Source organism: Acidovorax sp. JMULE5, assembly GCF_013376875.1.
Classification (GTDB): Bacteria; Pseudomonadota; Gammaproteobacteria; order Burkholderiales; family Burkholderiaceae_C; genus Acidovorax; species Acidovorax facilis.
This window is the reverse complement of record NZ_CP035951.1, coordinates 350,890-368,515: the sequence shown is the minus strand read 5'-3', so window position 1 is coordinate 368,515 and position 17,626 is coordinate 350,890. Positions and strand designations below refer to the sequence as shown.

General features: G+C 62.9%; 16 protein-coding genes and 3 tRNA genes. 4 read left to right on the top strand and 15 right to left on the bottom strand.

Features of this window, described 5'->3' with window-relative positions; genetic code table 11:
- Positions 1-163: 163 nt before the first annotated feature.
- From EXV95_RS01810 to EXV95_RS01760, 11 genes are all read right to left on the bottom strand, one after another.
- On the bottom strand, positions 164-367 hold the full coding sequence (locus tag EXV95_RS01810; RefSeq protein WP_055400780.1) for a hypothetical protein: 204 nt from the start codon (positions 365-367) through the stop codon (positions 164-166).
- A gap of 192 nt (positions 368-559) precedes the next feature.
- Positions 560-635: transfer RNA gene (locus tag EXV95_RS01805), tRNA-His, on the bottom strand.
- Between the two features lie 49 nt (positions 636-684).
- Entirely contained in the window at positions 685-2,619 is a 1,935-nt protein-coding gene (locus tag EXV95_RS01800) for a SurA N-terminal domain-containing protein (protein WP_176885590.1), read from the bottom strand.
- Positions 2,620-2,679: 60 nt separating this feature from the next.
- A tRNA-Val gene (locus EXV95_RS01795) sits at positions 2,680-2,755 on the bottom strand.
- A 15-nt stretch (positions 2,756-2,770) separates the two neighbouring features.
- Positions 2,771-3,043, bottom strand: a complete 273-nt coding sequence (locus EXV95_RS01790; protein WP_008906675.1) for an HU family DNA-binding protein — start codon at positions 3,041-3,043, stop codon at positions 2,771-2,773.
- Positions 3,044-3,411: 368 nt separating this feature from the next.
- Positions 3,412-3,978, bottom strand: coding sequence for a CDP-diacylglycerol--glycerol-3-phosphate 3-phosphatidyltransferase (gene pgsA / locus EXV95_RS01785; RefSeq protein WP_055400785.1), 567 nt, complete (start codon positions 3,976-3,978; stop codon positions 3,412-3,414).
- A gap of 43 nt (positions 3,979-4,021) precedes the next feature.
- Positions 4,022-6,013, bottom strand: coding sequence for an excinuclease ABC subunit UvrC (gene uvrC, locus EXV95_RS01780; RefSeq protein ID WP_176885589.1), 1,992 nt, complete (start codon positions 6,011-6,013; stop codon positions 4,022-4,024).
- 97 nt (positions 6,014-6,110) lie between these two features.
- Positions 6,111-7,091 (bottom strand): tripartite tricarboxylate transporter substrate binding protein, encoded by a 981-nt coding sequence (locus tag EXV95_RS01775; protein WP_176885588.1) that lies wholly within the window; start codon positions 7,089-7,091, stop codon positions 6,111-6,113.
- 85 nt (positions 7,092-7,176) lie between these two features.
- Positions 7,177-8,157 (bottom strand): tripartite tricarboxylate transporter substrate binding protein, encoded by a 981-nt coding sequence (locus EXV95_RS01770; RefSeq protein ID WP_055402157.1) that lies wholly within the window; start codon positions 8,155-8,157, stop codon positions 7,177-7,179.
- A gap of 47 nt (positions 8,158-8,204) precedes the next feature.
- Positions 8,205-9,185, bottom strand: a complete 981-nt coding sequence (locus EXV95_RS01765) for a hydroxymethylglutaryl-CoA lyase (protein WP_176885587.1) — start codon at positions 9,183-9,185, stop codon at positions 8,205-8,207.
- A complete protein-coding gene (locus EXV95_RS01760; protein WP_176885586.1) occupies positions 9,182-10,387 on the bottom strand; it encodes a CaiB/BaiF CoA-transferase family protein in 1,206 nt (401 codons plus the stop codon). The genes EXV95_RS01765 and EXV95_RS01760 overlap by 4 nt, the downstream gene beginning before the upstream one ends.
- Before the next feature lie 138 nt (positions 10,388-10,525).
- Here EXV95_RS01760 and EXV95_RS01755 point away from each other — a divergent pair, with 138 nt between their 5' ends.
- From EXV95_RS01755 to efp, 3 genes are all read left to right on the top strand, one after another.
- On the top strand, positions 10,526-11,428 hold the full coding sequence (locus EXV95_RS01755; RefSeq protein WP_176885585.1) for a LysR family transcriptional regulator: 903 nt from the start codon (positions 10,526-10,528) through the stop codon (positions 11,426-11,428).
- On the top strand, positions 11,425-12,579 hold the full coding sequence (gene earP / locus EXV95_RS01750; protein ID WP_176885584.1) for an elongation factor P maturation arginine rhamnosyltransferase EarP: 1,155 nt from the start codon (positions 11,425-11,427) through the stop codon (positions 12,577-12,579). The genes EXV95_RS01755 and earP overlap by 4 nt, the downstream gene beginning before the upstream one ends.
- Positions 12,580-12,719: 140 nt before the next feature.
- Complete coding sequence (efp, locus tag EXV95_RS01745) at positions 12,720-13,274, top strand: elongation factor P (protein ID WP_008906801.1); 555 nt, start codon at positions 12,720-12,722, stop codon at positions 13,272-13,274.
- A 133-nt stretch (positions 13,275-13,407) separates the two neighbouring features.
- Here efp and rimO read toward each other — a convergent pair whose 3' ends face one another.
- Together rimO and phaR are read right to left on the bottom strand one after the other, a co-directional pair.
- Positions 13,408-14,799, bottom strand: coding sequence for a 30S ribosomal protein S12 methylthiotransferase RimO (gene rimO, locus EXV95_RS01740; protein WP_121506860.1), 1,392 nt, complete (start codon positions 14,797-14,799; stop codon positions 13,408-13,410).
- A 205-nt stretch (positions 14,800-15,004) separates the two neighbouring features.
- The gene (phaR, locus tag EXV95_RS01735; RefSeq protein WP_055402453.1) at positions 15,005-15,565 is read right to left on the bottom strand and encodes a polyhydroxyalkanoate synthesis repressor PhaR; all 561 of its coding nucleotides are present in this window, start codon (positions 15,563-15,565) and stop codon (positions 15,005-15,007) included.
- 236 nt (positions 15,566-15,801) lie between these two features.
- Between phaR and EXV95_RS01730 the strand changes: the two genes are divergently transcribed.
- Positions 15,802-16,890: a mechanosensitive ion channel family protein gene (locus EXV95_RS01730; RefSeq protein ID WP_176885583.1), complete on the top strand. Its 1,089-nt coding sequence runs from the start codon at positions 15,802-15,804 to the stop codon at positions 16,888-16,890.
- Between the two features lie 87 nt (positions 16,891-16,977).
- Here EXV95_RS01730 and EXV95_RS01725 read toward each other — a convergent pair whose 3' ends face one another.
- The gene (locus tag EXV95_RS01725) at positions 16,978-17,421 is read right to left on the bottom strand and encodes a hypothetical protein (protein ID WP_176885582.1); all 444 of its coding nucleotides are present in this window, start codon (positions 17,419-17,421) and stop codon (positions 16,978-16,980) included.
- Between the two features lie 45 nt (positions 17,422-17,466).
- Positions 17,467-17,543, bottom strand: a tRNA-Val gene (locus EXV95_RS01720).
- Between the last annotated feature and the right edge of the window lie 83 nt (positions 17,544-17,626).

The window sequence follows — 17,626 nt, the reverse complement described above, 5'->3', positions numbered from 1 at the left end:
CCGAATACTACCGCCCCTGCCGGAGACCACCGAAAGAATCATTGCCGGCGAGGAGGGGCGTCGAAAAATGATGGAGCTTTATCCACGCGAAAGCGTGGAACCCAATATTCGTGCGGCTTCCAGGGCACCGCCTGAACTCCTCCGGGTCAAAAAATCCGGAACGTTACCGGTTTGGCTGCGGGACGGCAGCGTAGTTCATGGCAATGGCCTGGACCACTGCGCCAATGAGCGCGCCATCTCCCGCACTCTGAGGCAAAACCTCCCGAACGATCTGGACCGCGTACTCCAGCTGCTCCTTGGCAAGGGCTGCTGACATGGCGTTGCCACGTTTTTCGCTGGGCGACGCGTCGCGGATCACAAGGCTCATGGAAGACTCCGGAAAAAGCTAAAGACGCAGTATGCGCTGCATACGACGCGCTCCATCCCGGCACTACCCAAATCCCGCCAAGAAAGACTGTTCGAAGAGTGGGCAGAAGCAATGGCTCTGGACTGCCCCTCACATGCTGGAGGCCCAAAACAAAAAAGCGCCGCAACATTTGTTGCGGCGCTTTTTCTGATTTGGGGTGGCTGATGGGGCTCGAACCCACGACAACAGGAATCACAATCCTGGACTCTACCAACTGAGCTACAGCCACCGTAGCTTTGTATTATAGCCTGGGATTTTGAGTCCCAAGACCAATTTGCTTAATTTTCTGCAGCGGCCTGCAAAGTGGCCGAGGGTCGCGGCGCTTTGATCTCTGCCTTGAAACGCTTCTTGAGCATCTCGTAATACGCCTGGCCTTCCGCCGAAGCCCACCACTGCATATATTGCTGCCGCTCCTGTTGCGCGCGCTGGCCCTCTGGAGCCGGCCGAGGCACCACACGGTTTACCTTGACCACGGCATAACCCTCACTCCCCAGGTCCACACCAACCCAGGCTGGGAGCGCGTCGGCTGTCGGCGCGTGCAACGCTGCATCAATCAGAGGACGGGGCAGGTTCTGGACCTGCTCACGCGAAATCTGGATGGGGGCGGCACCCAGGCCGCTGGCGGTGGCCGGGGCCGCTTTCCACGCAGCCAGCTTGGCTTCGCCTTCCTTGCGCGCCAACTCAGAGGCTTTCTGCCCCACATACAGTTCGCGCACGCGGGCTCGCACTTCGTCCAGCGGCAGGGTTTTGGTCGGGGTGTACTGCACCACGCGGCCAGCAGCCAGTTGACTCGGGCCTATTTCCACGGCTTCGGTATTGCGTTTGTTCTGCACCGAATCCGAAGAGAAAAGTGCTTCCAGGAACTTGGGGTTGGCCAGCGGCCCCACCGCGCCAGGAGCTGGCGTGCGGGTGAGGCCAGACGCGGTCTGCACCTTGAGCTTGAGCTTGTCTGCCACCGGCTTGAGGCTGTCTGCCTGTTCATACACGCTGTTCGTGAATGACTCCGCCACCTCGGCAAACTTGCGCTGGGCCTGCTGCTGCTTGAGTTCGGCTTCCATGGTGGGACGCAGTTCTTCAAAGGAAGGCTGGCGGGGTGCCTTGATATCGGTCAGCTGGATGATGTGGTAACCGAAGTCGGTTTCCACCAAATCGCTGATTTCACCCTTCTTGAGGGCAAAGGCCGCGTCTTCAAACGGCTTGACCATGGCGCCCCGTCCGAAGAAATTCAGATCGCCACCTGCGGTGGCCGAGCCTTTGTCGTCCGAGGCCTTCTTGGCCACATCCGCAAACGTGGCTGGCGCCTTGCGCACCTGCGCCAGCAGTTCCGCAGCACGTGCCTTGGCCTTCTCACGGTCGGCAGACGATGCATCCTTGGAGGCATTGATCAGGATGTGGCTGGCGCGACGCTCTTCCTTGCCGGCCATGCGCGCCACGTTTTCCTTGTAGTAGGTGCGCAAGTCGTCCTCATTGAGGGTGATACCGGAACGCACGCTGTCGAGGTCCAGAACCACATACTCCACCGCAGCCTGCTCCATCTGAAGGAACTTTGCAGGATTTGCCTTGTAGTAGGACTCCAGATCTGCGTCCGTGGGCGCAACCTTGGCAGAGAAATCTGCCGACTTGAAGCGCACCACCTGGATTTCTCGCTGCTCATAGAGAGGGTCCAGCGCGAGCTTGACCTGGGCATTGGTACTGAAGGCGGTACCCATCACACCACCGATGACCTGGTTGATCGACAGATCGCGGCGCACATTGGCCTCGAAGCCTTCAGGCGTCAATCCTTGCGTACCCACCAGTGCCCGATAGGCTTCTGCGTCCAGCGTACCGTCAGCGCGCTTGAGTCCTGCGATGGCGGGAATCTCCTGCAGGCTGCGTGCCAGCCGCGAATCACTCGTCACCAGGTGCATTTCCTTGGCCGCAGCTGCCAGCACGCGGTCACGCACCAGGCGCTCCAGCGTGGCGTAGCGGGCCTGGGGAGAGTCAAGAAGCTTGGGATCGACCGAGGGAGACTGCGCACGCATGCGGTCGGTCTCCATGCGATGGGCATTGTCCCAGTCAGTCTGGTTGATCTTGTCGCCATCGACGCGCGCCACCACTGGGCTCTTTTCAGAGAAGTAGTTGCTGTCAATGCCTACCAGCACAAACGATGGAATGATCAGCAAGAACAATAAGATCATCACGATCTTGGAGTGCTTGCGGATGGATTCAAACATGGTCGATCTTTCAGAAGGCAAAAAACAAAAGGCGAACTTGCGTTCGCCTTTGTTCGGTGGTGGTGGGTCCTGACGGTCTCGAACCGCCGACCTACTCCGTGTAAAGGAGCCGCTCTACCAACTGAGCTAAGGACCCCACCTAAACTGATCCTCAGTTCAAGGCATCTTTCAATGCCTTGCCAGGACGGAACTTTGGAACTTTAGCAGCTTTGATTTTAATCGTAGCGCCGGTACGGGGATTGCGGCCCGTGCGAGCAGCGCGTTTGCCGACCGCAAAGGTACCGAAACCGACGAGCGAAACAGTGCCGCCCTTCTTCAGGGTCTTCTTGACGGCCTCGATCGTGGATTCCAGGGCACGAGCAGCGGCGGCCTTGGAGATGTCGGCGTTGGTAGCGATGTGCTCAATCAGTTCGGTTTTGTTCACAAGAAGCCTCTCGGAAAAGAGTTGATGGAATGTCTCGCGGATATCTGGTCTTCACACGTCCGAAAGCGCAGCCGGAGGCTGGTTGAAAACAGACGGGGGAATGACTGGCATACACAGCAGTGGCTGCTGCATCAGATTAAAGCCATCGAGTTTCCGGGTGTCAATACAACACGCTGGTTTGGCGCAGCGTTGGGGTGAATTCTAGTCGTATTTCACGCTGCGACAGGGCTTGTGGGGCGTTTTTGTCTCAAACACGCCGTATGGGCAGCACTCCGTATTGACACCCCAGTTCCGACAATGCAGCGCAGGCCACAGTCCCCCGCATTCATCCGCAAAACCACCGACGGGATGCGCGCGCCACACTCCTGCTACTTCACACGCGCCCGGATTTCTGGCAATGCCTTTTGCAGGTAGTACACCATCGACCAGACCGTGAGCACAGCCGAGGCCCAGATGAGCCAGGTGCCCCACACGCCGGTATCGATGACGCCGAACAGGCGCCCGTCATAAAGAAGGAAGGGGATGGCCACCATCTGCACCGTAGTCTTGACCTTGCCGATCATGTGCACAGCAACGCTCTTGCTCGCGCCGATCTGCGCCATCCACTCGCGCAGGGCTGATATGGCGATCTCGCGGCCGATGATGATGAGCGCAACGAACACATCGGCGCGCTGCAGATGCACCAGCACCAGCAGCGATGCACACACCAGAAACTTGTCGGCCACCGGGTCCAGAAAGGCGCCAAACGACGAGGTCTGGTTCAGTTTGCGGGCCAGGTAGCCGTCCAGCCAGTCGGTGGCTGCGAACACCACAAACATCACGGTGGCAATGAGGTTGCGCGTGGCCGGGTCCAGCGGCGCGTAGAACACCCCCACGATCAAAGGTATCGCGACGATGCGCGTCCAGGTCATCAAGGTGGGGATAGTCCAGAACATGGGTCGATTGTGTCACGGCAGGGCGAGCAGTCCGGCCGGGGACTCAACGCAAGGCGCGATAGATCTCTTCGGCCAGCTCACGCGAGATGCCGTCCACGGTGACCAGGTCCTCGACACTGGCCGCAGCCACACCGCGCACCCCGCCAAAACGCTGCAGCAGCCGTGCCCGCTTCTTGGGGCCCACCCCCGCAATTTCTTCGAGCTGACCACCACCCACCCGCACCTTGGCCCGTGCAGCGCGCATGCCGGTGATGGCAAACCTGTGGGCCTCGTCGCGGATCTGCGCTACCAGCATCAGCGCCGCCGAGTCCTTGCCCAGGTAGACCTTCTCGCGGCCATCTGCAAACACCAGCTCTTCCAGACCCACCTTGCGGCCCTCGCCCTTTTCCACGCCCACGATGCGGGTCAGATCCAGCCCCAGCGCGGTGAACACCTCGCGCGCCACGCCCACCTGGCCCTTGCCACCGTCGATGAGCACCAGATCGGGCAGGCGTGCCACACCTTTGGGCTTGGTGGGCTCTTCACCCCCGGGCGCGGGGTTGGCCGCAAAGTCGATGCCCCCAGCTTCGCGCGCGGCCTCGGCCACCTTGCTGTAGCGGCGCGTCAGTACCTGGCGCATGGCGGCATAGTCGTCGCCGCCCGTAATGCCTTCGATCTTGTAGCGGCGGTATTCGCTGCTCTGCATCTTGTGGTGATGGAACACCACGCACGATGCCTGGGTGGACTCACCCGCCGTGTGCGAGATGTCAAAACACTCGATGGTGAGCTGGTCCAGATCTTCGGGCGGCAGATCCAGCGCCTCGGCCAGGGCACGTGTGCGCGCCTGTTGCGAGCCCTCTTCGGCCAGCAGGCGGGCCAACTGCAGATCGGCGTTCTTTTGCGCCATGTCCAGCCAGGCGCGGCGCTGTTCGCGCGGCTGGTGGATGGCGGTCACGCGCACACCACTTTGGTCGCCCAGTGCCTCCAGCAACGCCTTGTCCACTGGTTCGCTGGTGACCAGCACCGGTGGCACCGGCACGCCGATGTAATGCTGGGCGATGAACGCTTCCAGCACCAGCACCTCGACACGGCGAAAGGGCGCGGCCGGAGTATTCTCATCGGTGCCATCACCGCCCTCTTCCTCGAACACGGCGGCAGCGTCTTCCACATGCACCGGGAAATACGGCCGGTCTCCCAGATGCCGCCCGCCGCGCACCATGGCCAGGTTCACACAGGCGCGGCCGCCTTGCACGCGTACGGCCAAGATGTCCACATCCTTGTCGTCCGCAATCTCGATGGACTGCTGGTGCAGCACCCGCGACAGCGCCTGGATCTGGTTGCGCACATCGGCGGCCTGCTCAAATTCAAGCCTGTCGGAATGCGCCATCATCCGCACCTCCATGGCCTTTAGCACCTCCTGCGTTTCGCCGCGCAGCAGTGCCTCGGCATGCTGCACGTCGGCGGCATAGGCCTCGGGCGAGATCAAGTCCACACAAGGCCCGGTGCAGCGCTTGATCTGGAATAGCAGGCAGGGCCTCGTGCGGTTGGCAAACACCGTGTCTTCGCAGGTACGCAGGCGAAATACCTTTTGCAGCAGTTGGATGGTTTCCTTGACCGCCCAGGCGCTGGGGTACGGACCGAAATAACGGTGCTTCTTATCGACCGCACCCCGGTAGTAAGCCATGCGCGGAAACACTTGGGCGGGCGCATTGCCGCTGGCCGTGGGCGTGCCTGTGATCTTGAGATAGGGATAGCTCTTGTCGTCCCTGAACAGGATGTTGAACTTGGGGTTCAGCGTCTTGATCAGGTTGTTTTCCAGCAGCAGCGCCTCGGCCTCGGAGCGCACCACCGTGGTCTCCATGCGCACGATCTTGCTGACCATGTGGCCGATGCGCGTGCCGCCATGGTTCTTGGTGAAGTAGCTCGACACGCGTCGCTTGAGGTGACGCGCCTTGCCTACATACAGCAGCGCGCCCTGGGCGTCGAAATAGCGGTAAACACCAGGCAGCGCAGGCAGCGCAGCCACCTGCGCCAGCAGTTCTTCGGAATGGGACATGGCGCGTATTGTGGCCCCGCGCGCAGGCTGGCCTGCGTACTATGAAAAAAATAGCTGCTAGCGCTTACGCATCAAGCGCTAGCGGCCAATTTGACCACTATTCTGCTTCGATCTTCGAGCTTTTCACCACCTGCGCCCAGTTGGCAAGGTCCGCCTTGACCTTGTCACCCAGCTGCGCCGGGGTCTGGTAGTCGGCCGTGGCGCCTTGCTCTTGCGCCTTTTGCTGGAAGGCCGCGCTTTGCACCACGGTGCGGATGTCGGCAGTGAGCTTGTCCACCACCGGCTTGGGCACCGCAGCGGGTACAAACAACGCGAACCACGACGTGGCATCGACCTTGGGGTAACCCGCCTCGGCCGTGGTGGGCACATCGGGTAGGCTGGGCAGCCGCTGCTTGCCCGTCACGGCCAGCACGCGCAGCTTGCCGCTGGCGATGTGGGGCATGAACGGAGGCGCGGTGCCAAAAGTCAGGTCCACCTGCCCACCCAGCAGGTCCTGCAGCGCGGGGCCCGTTCCTTTGTAGGGCACGTGGACCATCTTGATGCCGCCCTGCTGCTCCAGCATGGCGCCCGTGACATGCTGCAGCGAGCCATTGCCCGACGAGGCGTAGTTGAGCTTGCCAGGGTTGGCCTTGGCATAGGCCATCAGCTCAGGCAGCGTCTTCACGGGCAGGTCGTTGCGCACCACGATGATCTGCGGGGCCGAGATCACGTTGGCCACGGGCTGAAAGTCGGCCTGGTCCCACTGCTTTTGTTTGGTGATGTGGGGCGAGATGACGTGGTAGCCCGAGTACTGCATGAACACGGTGTAGCCATCGGGCTCGGCGCGTTTGACGATACTGGCGGCAATATTGCCGTTGCCACCGCCCTTGTTGTCCACGATGACCGACTGGCCCAGCACCGGCGACAGGGCCTGGGCCAGCATGCGGGCCGACAGGTCGGTGGTGCCACCTGCGGCGGTGGGCACCACCATGGTCACGGTCTTGGTAGGGTAGGCGCCTTGCGCCAGGGCAGAAGCCCAAAAGCCGGTGGCGATGGCCGCCAGGGCCAGGGACGTGAATTGCTTGCGATGCAGGTTCATGCGATGTCTCCGCTTTCTCTGTTGTTAAATATCGTTCCGGGGCCGCGGCTGGGCAGCCAGCACCCGCCATAGCCATCTCAGGCGTTCAATCCACGGTGGCGCCGGTGTCCTTGACCACACGGCTCCACTTGGGCAGGTCGGACTGCACCAGCGCCGCCAGTTGCGCTGCCGTGCCCTTGAAGGGTTCACAGCCCACGGTAGCCAGCTTGTCCACCACGTCCTTGTGCTCCAGCGCCCGGGCCACCTCGGCCTGCAGCTGGGCCACGATGGGCGCAGGCGTGCCGGCCGGGGCAAACAACGCGTACCAGGGCGCCTGGCCAAAGCCCTTGATCGTCTCGCCGATGGTGGGCGCATCGGGCAGCGCGGCCACACGCTTTTCATTGACCACGCCCAGCACCTTGAGCTTGCCCGCCTTGATGAACGCAATGGCCGACGGCAGGCTTTGCACCGACAGCGGCACCTGCCCACCCACCACGTCGGTGGCGGCTGCGGCAGAGCCCTTGTACGGGATGTGCTGCAGCTGGATGCCAGCGGCCTTTTGCAGCATCTCGCCGATCAGATGGTTCAGCGTGCCGTTGCCCGCCGAGGCAATCGAATACTTGCCAGGGCTGGCCTTGGCCAAGTTCACCAGCTCGGCCACGTTGTTGGCGGGAAAAGACGGGTGCGCCACCAGCACATAACCGGCCGTGGCGACAGGGGCCACGGGGGCAAAATCCTTCACCGGGTCAAAGCCGGGGTTCTTGTACAGCGCGGGGCCAATCACGTGGGCGCTGTCGGCCGTCAGCAGCAGCGTGTAGCCATCGTTGCGCGCGCGGGCCGTGGTGCCCGTGGCCAGGGTGCCTCCCGCACCAGGGCGGTTTTCCACGATCACGCTCTGGCCCAGTTGCTCGCCGAGCTTTTGCGCCACCACGCGCGCAATGGCGTCATTGGCGCCTCCCGCAGCCTGGGGCACGACCACGGTGATGGGCTTGGACGGGTACTTGTCCTGCGCGCCTGCGGCCAAGGCAGCAGAGCACAACATAGCAGCCGTGAAGAGTCGGCGGGACAGCATCGTTTGAAATGTCATGGCTTTTTGTCTCCTGTTGTTGTGAATGAATGCAGGCTCGCCCGCATTCAACGCGAAAGCGCTCTTTCGCGGATGGCGTCGAAATCCGCAGGTACCGAATGCAGCGCCAGGCGCGGACCCGCCTTGGCGATCTGACTCGGAATGTCGTGGCCGATGAGCACAGGCAACTGCTGCGCCGCTGCCACCAGCCGGGCCAGGTCCACGCCGGTGTCGTAGCCCATCAGCGCCAGCGCATGCACGATCTCTTCGCTGCACACATTGCCGCTGGCGCCCGGCGCATAGGGGCAGCCGCCCAGGCCGCCCAGCGAGGCATCGAACCGGTCCGCACCCGCATCAATGGCCGCCAGCACGTTGGCCAGACCCATGCCGCGCGTGTTGTGGAAGTGCAGCGTGAACTCCACACCCGGCCAGCGCGCGCGGGCTGACGCGGTGAGCTGGTGGACCTGGGTGGGAAAGGCCATGCCCGTGGTGTCGCACAGCGTGATGCCGCGCACGCCCTGGTCCACAAAACGCTGCACCCAGTCGAAGACCTGGGCTTCAGGCACATCGCCCTCCATGGGGCAGCCGAACACACATGACAGCGACACGTTCACCGCCACGTTCGCGCCCTGCGCCATGGCAATCACCTGTGCCAGCGCTGCGAACGACTGCTCCTGCGTCATGCGCAGGTTGGCGATGTTGTGCGTGCTGCTGACGGACATCACCAGGTTCAGCTCGTCCGTGCGCGATTCGATGGCCCGCTCGGCCCCGCGCAGGTTGGGCACCAGCGCGGCGTAGATGGTGCCCGGGCGGCGCGTGATCTCGCGCATCACGATCTCGGCATCCTTGAGCGCCGGGATGGCCGTGGGCGAGGTGAACGAGGTCACCTCGATCTTGGCCACGCCCGTGGCCGACAGCGCGTTGCACAGCGCGATCTTGTCGGCCGTGGGGACGAACGTTGCCTCCATTTGCAAGCCGTCGCGCAGGCCGACTTCCTGCAGGTGGATGCGCCGGCCCGCGCCCTGCCATACCGCGTGGGATGCGCTCATTGAATGACTCCCTTGCTGCGCAGCAGCGCGATCTGTTCGGCGGTGAGCCCCGCTTCGGCCAGGACGGCGTCGGTGTCGTCGCCCAGGTGCGGCGCGCTGCTGCGGATGGTGCCGGGCGTGGCCGAGAGCTTGGGCACGATGCCCGGCACCTCCACGCTGTAGCCGTCGCGCGTCTGCTGCGTCAGCAGCATGTCACGGGCACGGTAGTGCGGGTCTTCGGCAATGTCCTTGGCGGTGTAGACCTTGCCAGCGGGCACGCGAGCGGCGCCCAGGGCGTCCAGCACCTGCTGCACGGTGCGCTGCGCGCTCCAGGCGCCAATCGCAGCGTCGATCTCTTCCACGCGGGCCACGCGGCCGGTGTTGTTGGCCAGGTCCGGCGCGGCGCCCAGGTCGGGCCGGCCGATGGCATCCATCAGCCGCTTGAAAATGCTGTCGCCATTGCCCGCCACCAGCACCCAGCCGTCCGTGCAGGGGTAGGCGTTGCTCGGCGCAATGCCCGGCAGCGCGCTGCCCGCCGCCTCGCGCACAGCACCAAAGGCGCTGTATTCGGGGATCAGGCTTTCCATCACGTTGAACACCGCCTCGTGCAGCGCCACGTCAATCACCTGGCCTTTGCCGCCGTTGACCTTGCGGTGGTACAGCGCCGTGAGCACGCCGATGGTGCCGTGCAGCGCCGCCAGCGTGTCGCCAATCGACACCCCCACGCGCACCGGCACGCGGCCCGGCTCGCCCGTCAGGTGGCGCAGGCCGCCCATGGCCTCGCCAATGGCGCCAAAGCCCGGCAAGTCGCGGTACGGCCCCGTCTGGCCGTAGCCCGAGATGCGGAGCATGACCAGGCCGGGGTTGAGCGCATGCAGTTCCTCGGGCGACATGCCCCAGCCTTCCAGCGTGCCGGGGCGGAAATTCTCGACCAGCACATCGGCCTCGGCGATCAGCTGGCGGGCTATTGTTTGGCCCTCCTTCTGGCGCAGGTCCAGCGCCACCGAACGCTTGTTGCGCGACTGCACCTGCCACCACACGGAGGTGCCTTCCTTGATCAGGCGCCAGTTGCGCAGCGGGTCGCCGGTCTCGGGCGCTTCGATCTTGATCACGTCGGCGCCAAACTCGCCCAGCGTCTTGCCGCAGAACGGTCCGGCAATCAGCTGGCCCATTTCGATGACGCGCACGCCTTGCAGTGCGGCGGGGGATGCAATGGAATCCATGGAACTGTGTGTCTCCTGCGGGCAGTGATGCTGGGCGGGAATGATGCGCACCTGCGGCCCTCCTGCAAAACGCTCAAGCAACAAGCCACCATCGCAATCCGGCATGGCAAGCAAGCGGCTTGCTACCATCGGTGCCCCATGAAACTCGACCCCGTCTCCCTGCGCCTGTTCGTTGCCGTGATGGAAGAAAACACCATCGCCGCTGCAGCCGCGCGCGAGCACCTGGCCGCATCGGCGGTGAGCCGCCGCCTGGCCGACTTGGAAGACGCGCTGCAGGTGGCCTTGTTCACCCGCAGCAACAAAGGCACCGAGCCCACCGCCGCCGCGTTTGCGCTGCTGAACCTGGCGCGCGGTGTGCTGAACGATCTGGACGGCATCGCCACGCAGATGCGCGACTACGGCACGGGCGTGCGCGGCCATGTGCGTGTGGTGGCCAATATTTCGGCCATCACGCAGTTTTTACCCGCCGAGTTGCAGAGCTTTTTAGAGCAACACCCTCAGGTGGATGTGCGGCTGCAGGAGCAGATCAGCACCGCGATTGCCCAGTCCGTGGCCGAGAACGCCGCCGACGTGGGCATCCTCAACGAAGGCAGCTACGGAGAACGCGTGACGCTGCTGCCCTACCGTACCGACGAACTGGTGCTGGTGGTACCCACCGGCCACGCGCTGGTGCGGCGCAAGTCCGTGCGCCTAGCAGACGCCCTGCCTTTTGACTTTGTGGGCGCGCACCCGGGCAGCGCCATCAACAACCAGCTGACCCGCGCGGCCGCCGAGGCGGGCCTGCCACTGCGCCTGCGCATGCAGGTGACGAGCTACGACGCGCTGTGCCTCATGGTCAACGCAGGCCTGGGCGTAGGCGTGATGCCCCGTGGCAGCGCCGCGCTGTACCGGGGCACGCTGGCCATCCGCACCGTCACGCTGAACGAGCCCTGGGCGCAGCGGCGGCTGGCGCTGTGTGTGCGGTCTGAAGAATCGCTCTCCAGCGTTGCCCGGCTGCTGGTGGAGCACCTGCGCGCGCAGCCAACGGGGCCATCACCATGAGCCGCCCCCTGCCCCCGCTCCAGTGGGATGTGTTCTGCCGCGTGATCGACAACTTTGGCGACATCGGCGTGTGCTGGCGCCTCGTGGCGCAACTGGCTGCGCTGGGCCACCGCGTGCGCCTGTGGGTGGACGACGCTTCGGCCCTGCAGTGGATGGCGCCCCAAGGCTGCCCCGGCGTGGAGTTGCGCGCCTGGGGTTCGCCACCACCGAGCCCTGATGAACCCGCCCCCGATGTGATGGTGGAGGCCTTCGGCTGCGATATCGCTCCTGAATTCATAGCTTATAGCGCTTATCCATCAAGCGCTAGAGGCCAAAAATACTCCAAACCTGTCTGGATCAACCTGGAATACCTGTCGGCAGAAGCTTACGTGGAGCGCAACCACAGGCTGCCGTCGCCCATCCTGTCCGGCCCCGCCGCAGGGTGGACGCGCTGGTTCTTCTACCCTGGCTTCAGGCCCGGCACGGGCGGCTTGCTGCGCGAGCCAGACCTGATGGCGCGGCGCGAGGCATTTGACCGCAGCGCCTGGCGCGCAGAACACGCCGCCGCCTTCGGACTGAGCGATGGTTGCACCGAGCAGCGCTGGGTTTCGCTGTTCTGCTACGAACCCGCCGCCTTGCCGGAGCTGCTGCGGCACAGCCAGACACGGCCCACGCAGTTGCTGGTGACTCCGGGCCGCCCCACGGCCGCCGTGCGGGCTGCATTGGCTGAGGGCTATGATCAAAATATCGGTCAAAAGGGCCTCCAGCGCTTATCTGACAATCGCGAGCAGCTATCAATTTCATATCTACCCCACCGCCCCCAGCCGGCGTTTGACGAGATGCTCTGGGCCTGCGACTTCAACGCGGTGCGGGGCGAGGACTCGCTGGTGCGGGCGCTGTGGGCGGGCCAGGCGTTTGTGTGGCAGATCTACCCGCAGCACGACAACGCCCACCACGACAAGCTCTGGGCGTTTCTGGACTGGCTGCAGGCCCCCGCATCGCTGCGGCAGTTCCATGCGACCTGGAACGGACTGGACGCCGAGCCGCTGCAATGGCCCGGCGACGACACCCTGGCCGAGTGGACGGCCTGCACCCGGGCCGCCCGTGCGCGCCTGCTGACACAGGACAACCTCGTTGCACAACTTTTGGGCTTTGTCGCCGAAAAACGGTAAAATCCGAGGCTTTGCGCAAATCAGGTACGGCACAGCAGTGTCACCACCCCGCGCACTTTCGCCGCAGAACATGCACCGGCGCGCAAACCAGGCGGTTTGCCAGCCCGCGCGTTGAGCGGCCCCAACCCAAGCAACTTGCTATGAAAATCGCTCAAGAAATCCGCGCCGGCAACGTCATCATGCACGGCAAGGACCCCATGGTGGTCCTGAAGACCGAATACGCCCGCGGCGGCCGCGGTGCAGCCACCGTGCGCATGAAGCTCAAGAGCCTGATCGGCAACTTCGGCACCGAAGTCGTGTTCAAGGCCGACGACAAGATCGACAACGTGATCCTGGACAAGAAGGAGTGCACCTACTCCTACTTCGCCGACCCCATGTACGTGTGCATGGACACCGAGTACAACCAGTACGAAGTGGAAGCCGAAAACATGGGCGACTCGCTGAACTACCTGGAAGACGGCATGACCGTGGAAGTGGTGTTCTACGACGGCAAGGCCATCTCGGTCGAACTGCCCACCAGCGTCGAGCGCGAAATCACCTGGACGGAACCCGCCGTCAAGGGCGACACCTCCGGCAAGGTCATGAAGCCTGCCAAGATCGCCACCGGCTTTGAAGTGCCCGTGCCCCTGTTTGTCAGCCAAGGCGACAAGATCGAAATCGACACCCGCACCGGCGAATACCGCAAGCGCGTGTAAGCTGCCCTGCGCAGTTCTCCCTTTCGGGAGAACGACCACAAAAAAAGGCTTCCCTCGGGAAGCCTTTTTTCATAGTATTTTTAGCCGCCAGCGCTTATCTACAAAGCGCAGATAGCTATCAATTACATAGCTATCAAATGGGTTGCGCTACCAGATCGTGCCCACGCACGCCGACAATGCGCGCCTTGGTGAACTCGCCCACCTTCATGGTTTTGCTGATCTTCTCGGGCGGCAGCAGCTGCACGGTGCCGTCGATCTCGGGCGCATCCGCATAGGTGCGGCCCACACCGCCCTTGCGGCCCAGGCCGGGAGCCGAATCCACCAGCACCTGCATGGTGGCGCCCACGCGGCGCTGCAGCTTGGCAATCGACACCTCTTCGGCTACAGCCATGAAGCGGGCACGGCGCTCTTCGCGCACTTCCAGAGGCAACATGCCCGGCAGCTCATTGGCAGCAGCACCCGTCACATCACTGTAGGCAAAGCAGCCCGCACGGTCGATCTGCGCCTCGCGCACAAAATCGAGCAAGTGCTGGAACTCTTCTTCCGTCTCGCCAGGGAAGCCAGCGATAAAGGTGCTGCGGATCACGATCTCGGGACAGGCCTCGCGCCAGCGCTGGATGCGCTCGAGGTTGCGCTCGCCGCTGGCTGGGCGCTTCATGCGCTTGAGCACGTCAGGATGACTGTGCTGGAAAGGCACATCCAGGTAGGGCAGCACGCGGCCCGTGGCCATGAGCGGGATCACCTCGTCCACGCTCGGGTACGGGTACACGTAGTGCAGCCGCACCCAGGCGCCGTAGGGCTCGGCGATCTCGCCCAGCGTCTGCACCAGCTCCAGCATGCGCGTCTTGACCGGCTTGCCGTCCCAGAAGCCGGTGCGGTACTTCACATCCACACCGTAGGCCGACGTGTCCTGGCTGATGACCAGCAACTCCTTGACGCCACCTTCAAACAGGGCCTTGGCCTCGCTGAGCACATCGCCAATGGGCCGCGACACCAAGTCACCGCGCATGGATGGGATGATGCAGAAGGTACAGCGGTGGTTGCAGCCTTCGCTGATCTTGAGGTACGCATAGTGCTTAGGCGTGAGCTTGATGCCCGCAATACCAAAGCTGCCCGGCACCAGGTCCACAAACGGGTCGTGCGGCTTGGGCAGGTTCAGGTGGACGGCATCCATCACCTCTTGTGTGGCATGCGGACCGGTTACGGCCAGCACGCTGGGGTGCATCTGGCGCACCATGTTGCCGCCGTCGTCGCCCGTGCGGGCGCCCAGGCAGCCGGTGACGATGACCTTGCCGTTCTCGGCCAAGGCTTCGCCAATGGTGTCCAGGCTTTCCTTGACGGCGTCGTCAATGAAGCCGCAGGTGTTGACGATGACCAGGTCCGCGCCCTGGAAGGTCTTGGAGGTTTCGTAACCCTCAGCGCTCAGCTGCGTGAGAATCAACTCGGAATCGGTCAGCGCCTTGGGGCAGCCCAGGCTGACGAATCCGACTTTGGGTGTTTTGGTGGGGGCAATTGCTTCGCTCATATCCCCGTATTGTCCCAGTTCCGGCGTCAGACCGGTGGGACGGGCAATTGCCTGCAATGCTTGCGACTCGCCGCGACCTGTGAAACTGGCGCGATCCTAGGCCAGCGGCCGCCGAGCAAGGGCCGCCAAGCTGCGGATGCGGCGCTTCGCTTGCGTGCGCTGGCGGCGTCCCCCTGGGGGGAAGCCGCGAAGCGGCTCAGGGGGGCTACCGCTTGAGTCCAAACGCGCCCAGCATCTGCTCCGTCTGCTTTTGCATCTGCTCCTGCATCTGCGTGAGCATGGACTGCGACTGCTCCACATAGTTGCCCATCATGCCCTTGAGCATGGGCGATTGCAGGCTCATGAACTGGGCCCACATCTCTGGCGTCACGCTCTGCGACTGCTCGGCCAGCTTGGCCTGAACGTCGGTAAACGCCTGTACGTTCTTCTCCAGATACGCGCCCATGAAACCCTGCATGGCATGGCCATAAAAACGGATGATGTTGGCCAGCACCGCCTCGGTGAACATGGGTGCGCCACCGGCCTCCTCTTCCAGGATGATCTGCAGCAGAATGCTGCGCGTGAGGTCTTCGCCCGTCTTGGCGTCGCGCACTACCACCTGTTGGTTGGCCATGACCAATTGGCGCACCTCGGCCAGGGTGATGTAGGTGGAAGTGTCTGTGTCGTACAGACGGCGATTGGGGTATTTTTTGATGACACGCTGCGCCGACTTGGGCGCGGCACTTTTCTGTTCGGACACGACGAACTCCTCGGGCTGGAAGCCCATGTATTGCAGTGCAGCACATTCTAGGGAACGGGCAGCCCGGCACCAGCAAAGGAATACCCTGATGACCAGCTGCGCGCCACTGTCGCCGGAGTGACACTTGCCAGACCCGGTAGCGTCACCACGCTTGGCGCAGCCGTCACAGGCCTGCACCAGCCCATCAACAGGTGCGGCGCACCGTCTGACAGCTGAATACGTTTGCCGGTGCGATAGTGGGCGTTTGCCCTCATTTCCGCACGATGCTCGAAAGTTTGCAGCTCTCCCCCTGGCTCGCTACGGCGGTAGCGGCATTGTTTGCCACGACCTTGGCAGCCATCGCCCATCGCATGGTCGCCATCATTCTGCGCCGCGCAACAACGCCCCTCCCCGTGGTGCAGACCGTGGTGCTGGCATGCATACCGGTCATGCGGATTCTGCTGCCGCTGATCGCGCTGCAACTGGTATGGCAAGCCGCCAGCGATGATCTGCCGTACATCGGCGGTATCCGCCATCTCAATGGCCTGGCCGTGATTGGCGGGGTCTGCTGGCTGCTGATTGCCGCGATTGGCGGCCTGGCCAATGGCGTCATTGCCCAACACCCCGCAGATGTGGAAGACAACCTCACCGCCCGACGCATCGCCACCCAGGCACGCGTGCTGTCGCGCACGGCGATGACCGGTGTGGTGATGGCGGGCCTCGCGCTCATGCTCATGACTTTTCCAGGGGCCCGGCAAGTAGGTGCCAGTTTGCTCGCGTCGGCCGGGGTGGTGGGGATTGTGGCGGGCATTGCAGCGCGCCCGGTCTTCAGCAACATGATCGCCGGCCTGCAGATCGCACTGGCCCAGCCCATCCGTATCGACGATGTGCTCATCGTCGAAGGGGAATGGGGGCGGGTAGAAGAAATCACCAGCACCTATGTGGTGCTGCGCATCTGGGACGAGCGGCGCTTGATCATCCCGCTGCAGTGGTTTATCGAAAACCCGTTTCAAAACTGGACACGCACCAACTCTGAAATCCTGGGAACCGTTTTCCTGTTTGCCGACTACCGCCTGCCGCTGGACCCGCTGCGGGCCGAATTGCAGCGGGTGCTGGAAACCGCACCAGAGTGGGACAGGCGAGTAAACGTGCTGCAGCTCACCGATGTGACCGAGCGCACCATCCAGATCCGCGTGCTGGTCTCCGCACGATCATCCGGCCTGGCGTTCGACCTGCGGTGCCGGGTGCGCGAAGCGCTGGTGACCTTCATCCAACGCGAATACCCGGACTGCCTTCCACAAGTGCGTGTGCCTGCACAGGGGGCTGAAGCACCGACAAGAACACTCGCGCAAGAGCCCCCGTTGAAGGCCTAAGCCAAGGCAGCGCTATGGGTGCACCCACAAGAAGCCCCGCCACATGTCGCCACGATAGCAACCATGCCGGAACACGGGCATTCTTCCTCAATAGCCCATCTTGAAGTACGCCACGGCAAGCACCGCAACGATGGCGGCAAGAGCAGCAAGCCAGAAGATCCGGATGTCGTACAGACCCAGTTCAGGATCAGTGTCCACAAAACCCTGATGGACACTTGAAGAATTGGATGGAGTGTTCATGGTGGCATCCCTTCTCTTTGAAGCCACCAAAGTTATCGCGACCCCGTGCGTCTTCGTGTCAGACAAAAACCAATTCATTGATTTGCCGCCAGGCACGCAGGCGCCATCACTCTCGGTGAACCCAATGGGTGCAAGGAGCCAACAAAGAAGTTCGTCGGTACCCCTGGGGCGATGAACGACCGCGACACCCGACATCGCATAAAAAAGAGGACTGATTCGAGCGCGACCAAAGAAAAAGCCACCTGTAAAAAGGTGGCTTTGTGCTTTTTGAAACCTGGTCAAGGTTTCCACAAGTTTTTCAGTGGTCTGAAAGCTGGTTTCTTTCAGGGAAAAACTTGGTAGGCGCGATTGGACTCGAACCAACGACCCCCACCATGTCAAGGTGGTGCTCTAACCAGCTGAGCTACGCGCCTGTCGTTGTTTAGACCACGATTATAGCCATAAAAATCGGGTGCTTCGATCAAAACAGCACAGCAAACGGCAAAGGGATGTTCGT

What these genes read in the sequence shown, in the direction of transcription:
- EXV95_RS01810 (WP_055400780.1), bottom strand. Translation starts at nt 367, where the DNA reads ATGAGCCTTGTGATCCGCGACGCGTCGCCCAGCGAAAAACGTGGCAAC.
- EXV95_RS01800 (WP_176885590.1), bottom strand. Translation starts at nt 2,619, where the DNA reads ATGTTTGAATCCATCCGCAAGCACTCCAAGATCGTGATGATCTTATTG.
- pgsA (WP_055400785.1), bottom strand. Translation starts at nt 3,978, where the DNA reads ATGTTCTGGACTATCCCCACCTTGATGACCTGGACGCGCATCGTCGCG.
- uvrC (WP_176885589.1), bottom strand. Translation starts at nt 6,013, where the DNA reads ATGTCCCATTCCGAAGAACTGCTGGCGCAGGTGGCTGCGCTGCCTGCG.
- EXV95_RS01775 (WP_176885588.1), bottom strand. Translation starts at nt 7,091, where the DNA reads ATGAACCTGCATCGCAAGCAATTCACGTCCCTGGCCCTGGCGGCCATC.
- EXV95_RS01770 (WP_055402157.1), bottom strand. Translation starts at nt 8,157, where the DNA reads ATGACATTTCAAACGATGCTGTCCCGCCGACTCTTCACGGCTGCTATG.
- EXV95_RS01765 (WP_176885587.1), bottom strand. Translation starts at nt 9,185, where the DNA reads ATGAGCGCATCCCACGCGGTATGGCAGGGCGCGGGCCGGCGCATCCAC.
- EXV95_RS01760 (WP_176885586.1), bottom strand. Translation starts at nt 10,387, where the DNA reads ATGGATTCCATTGCATCCCCCGCCGCACTGCAAGGCGTGCGCGTCATC.
- EXV95_RS01755 (WP_176885585.1), top strand. Translation starts at nt 10,526, where the DNA reads ATGAAACTCGACCCCGTCTCCCTGCGCCTGTTCGTTGCCGTGATGGAA.
- earP (WP_176885584.1), top strand. Translation starts at nt 11,425, where the DNA reads ATGAGCCGCCCCCTGCCCCCGCTCCAGTGGGATGTGTTCTGCCGCGTG.
- efp (WP_008906801.1), top strand. Translation starts at nt 12,720, where the DNA reads ATGAAAATCGCTCAAGAAATCCGCGCCGGCAACGTCATCATGCACGGC.
- rimO (WP_121506860.1), bottom strand. Translation starts at nt 14,799, where the DNA reads ATGAGCGAAGCAATTGCCCCCACCAAAACACCCAAAGTCGGATTCGTC.
- phaR (WP_055402453.1), bottom strand. Translation starts at nt 15,565, where the DNA reads ATGGGCTTCCAGCCCGAGGAGTTCGTCGTGTCCGAACAGAAAAGTGCC.
- EXV95_RS01730 (WP_176885583.1), top strand. Translation starts at nt 15,802, where the DNA reads ATGCTCGAAAGTTTGCAGCTCTCCCCCTGGCTCGCTACGGCGGTAGCG.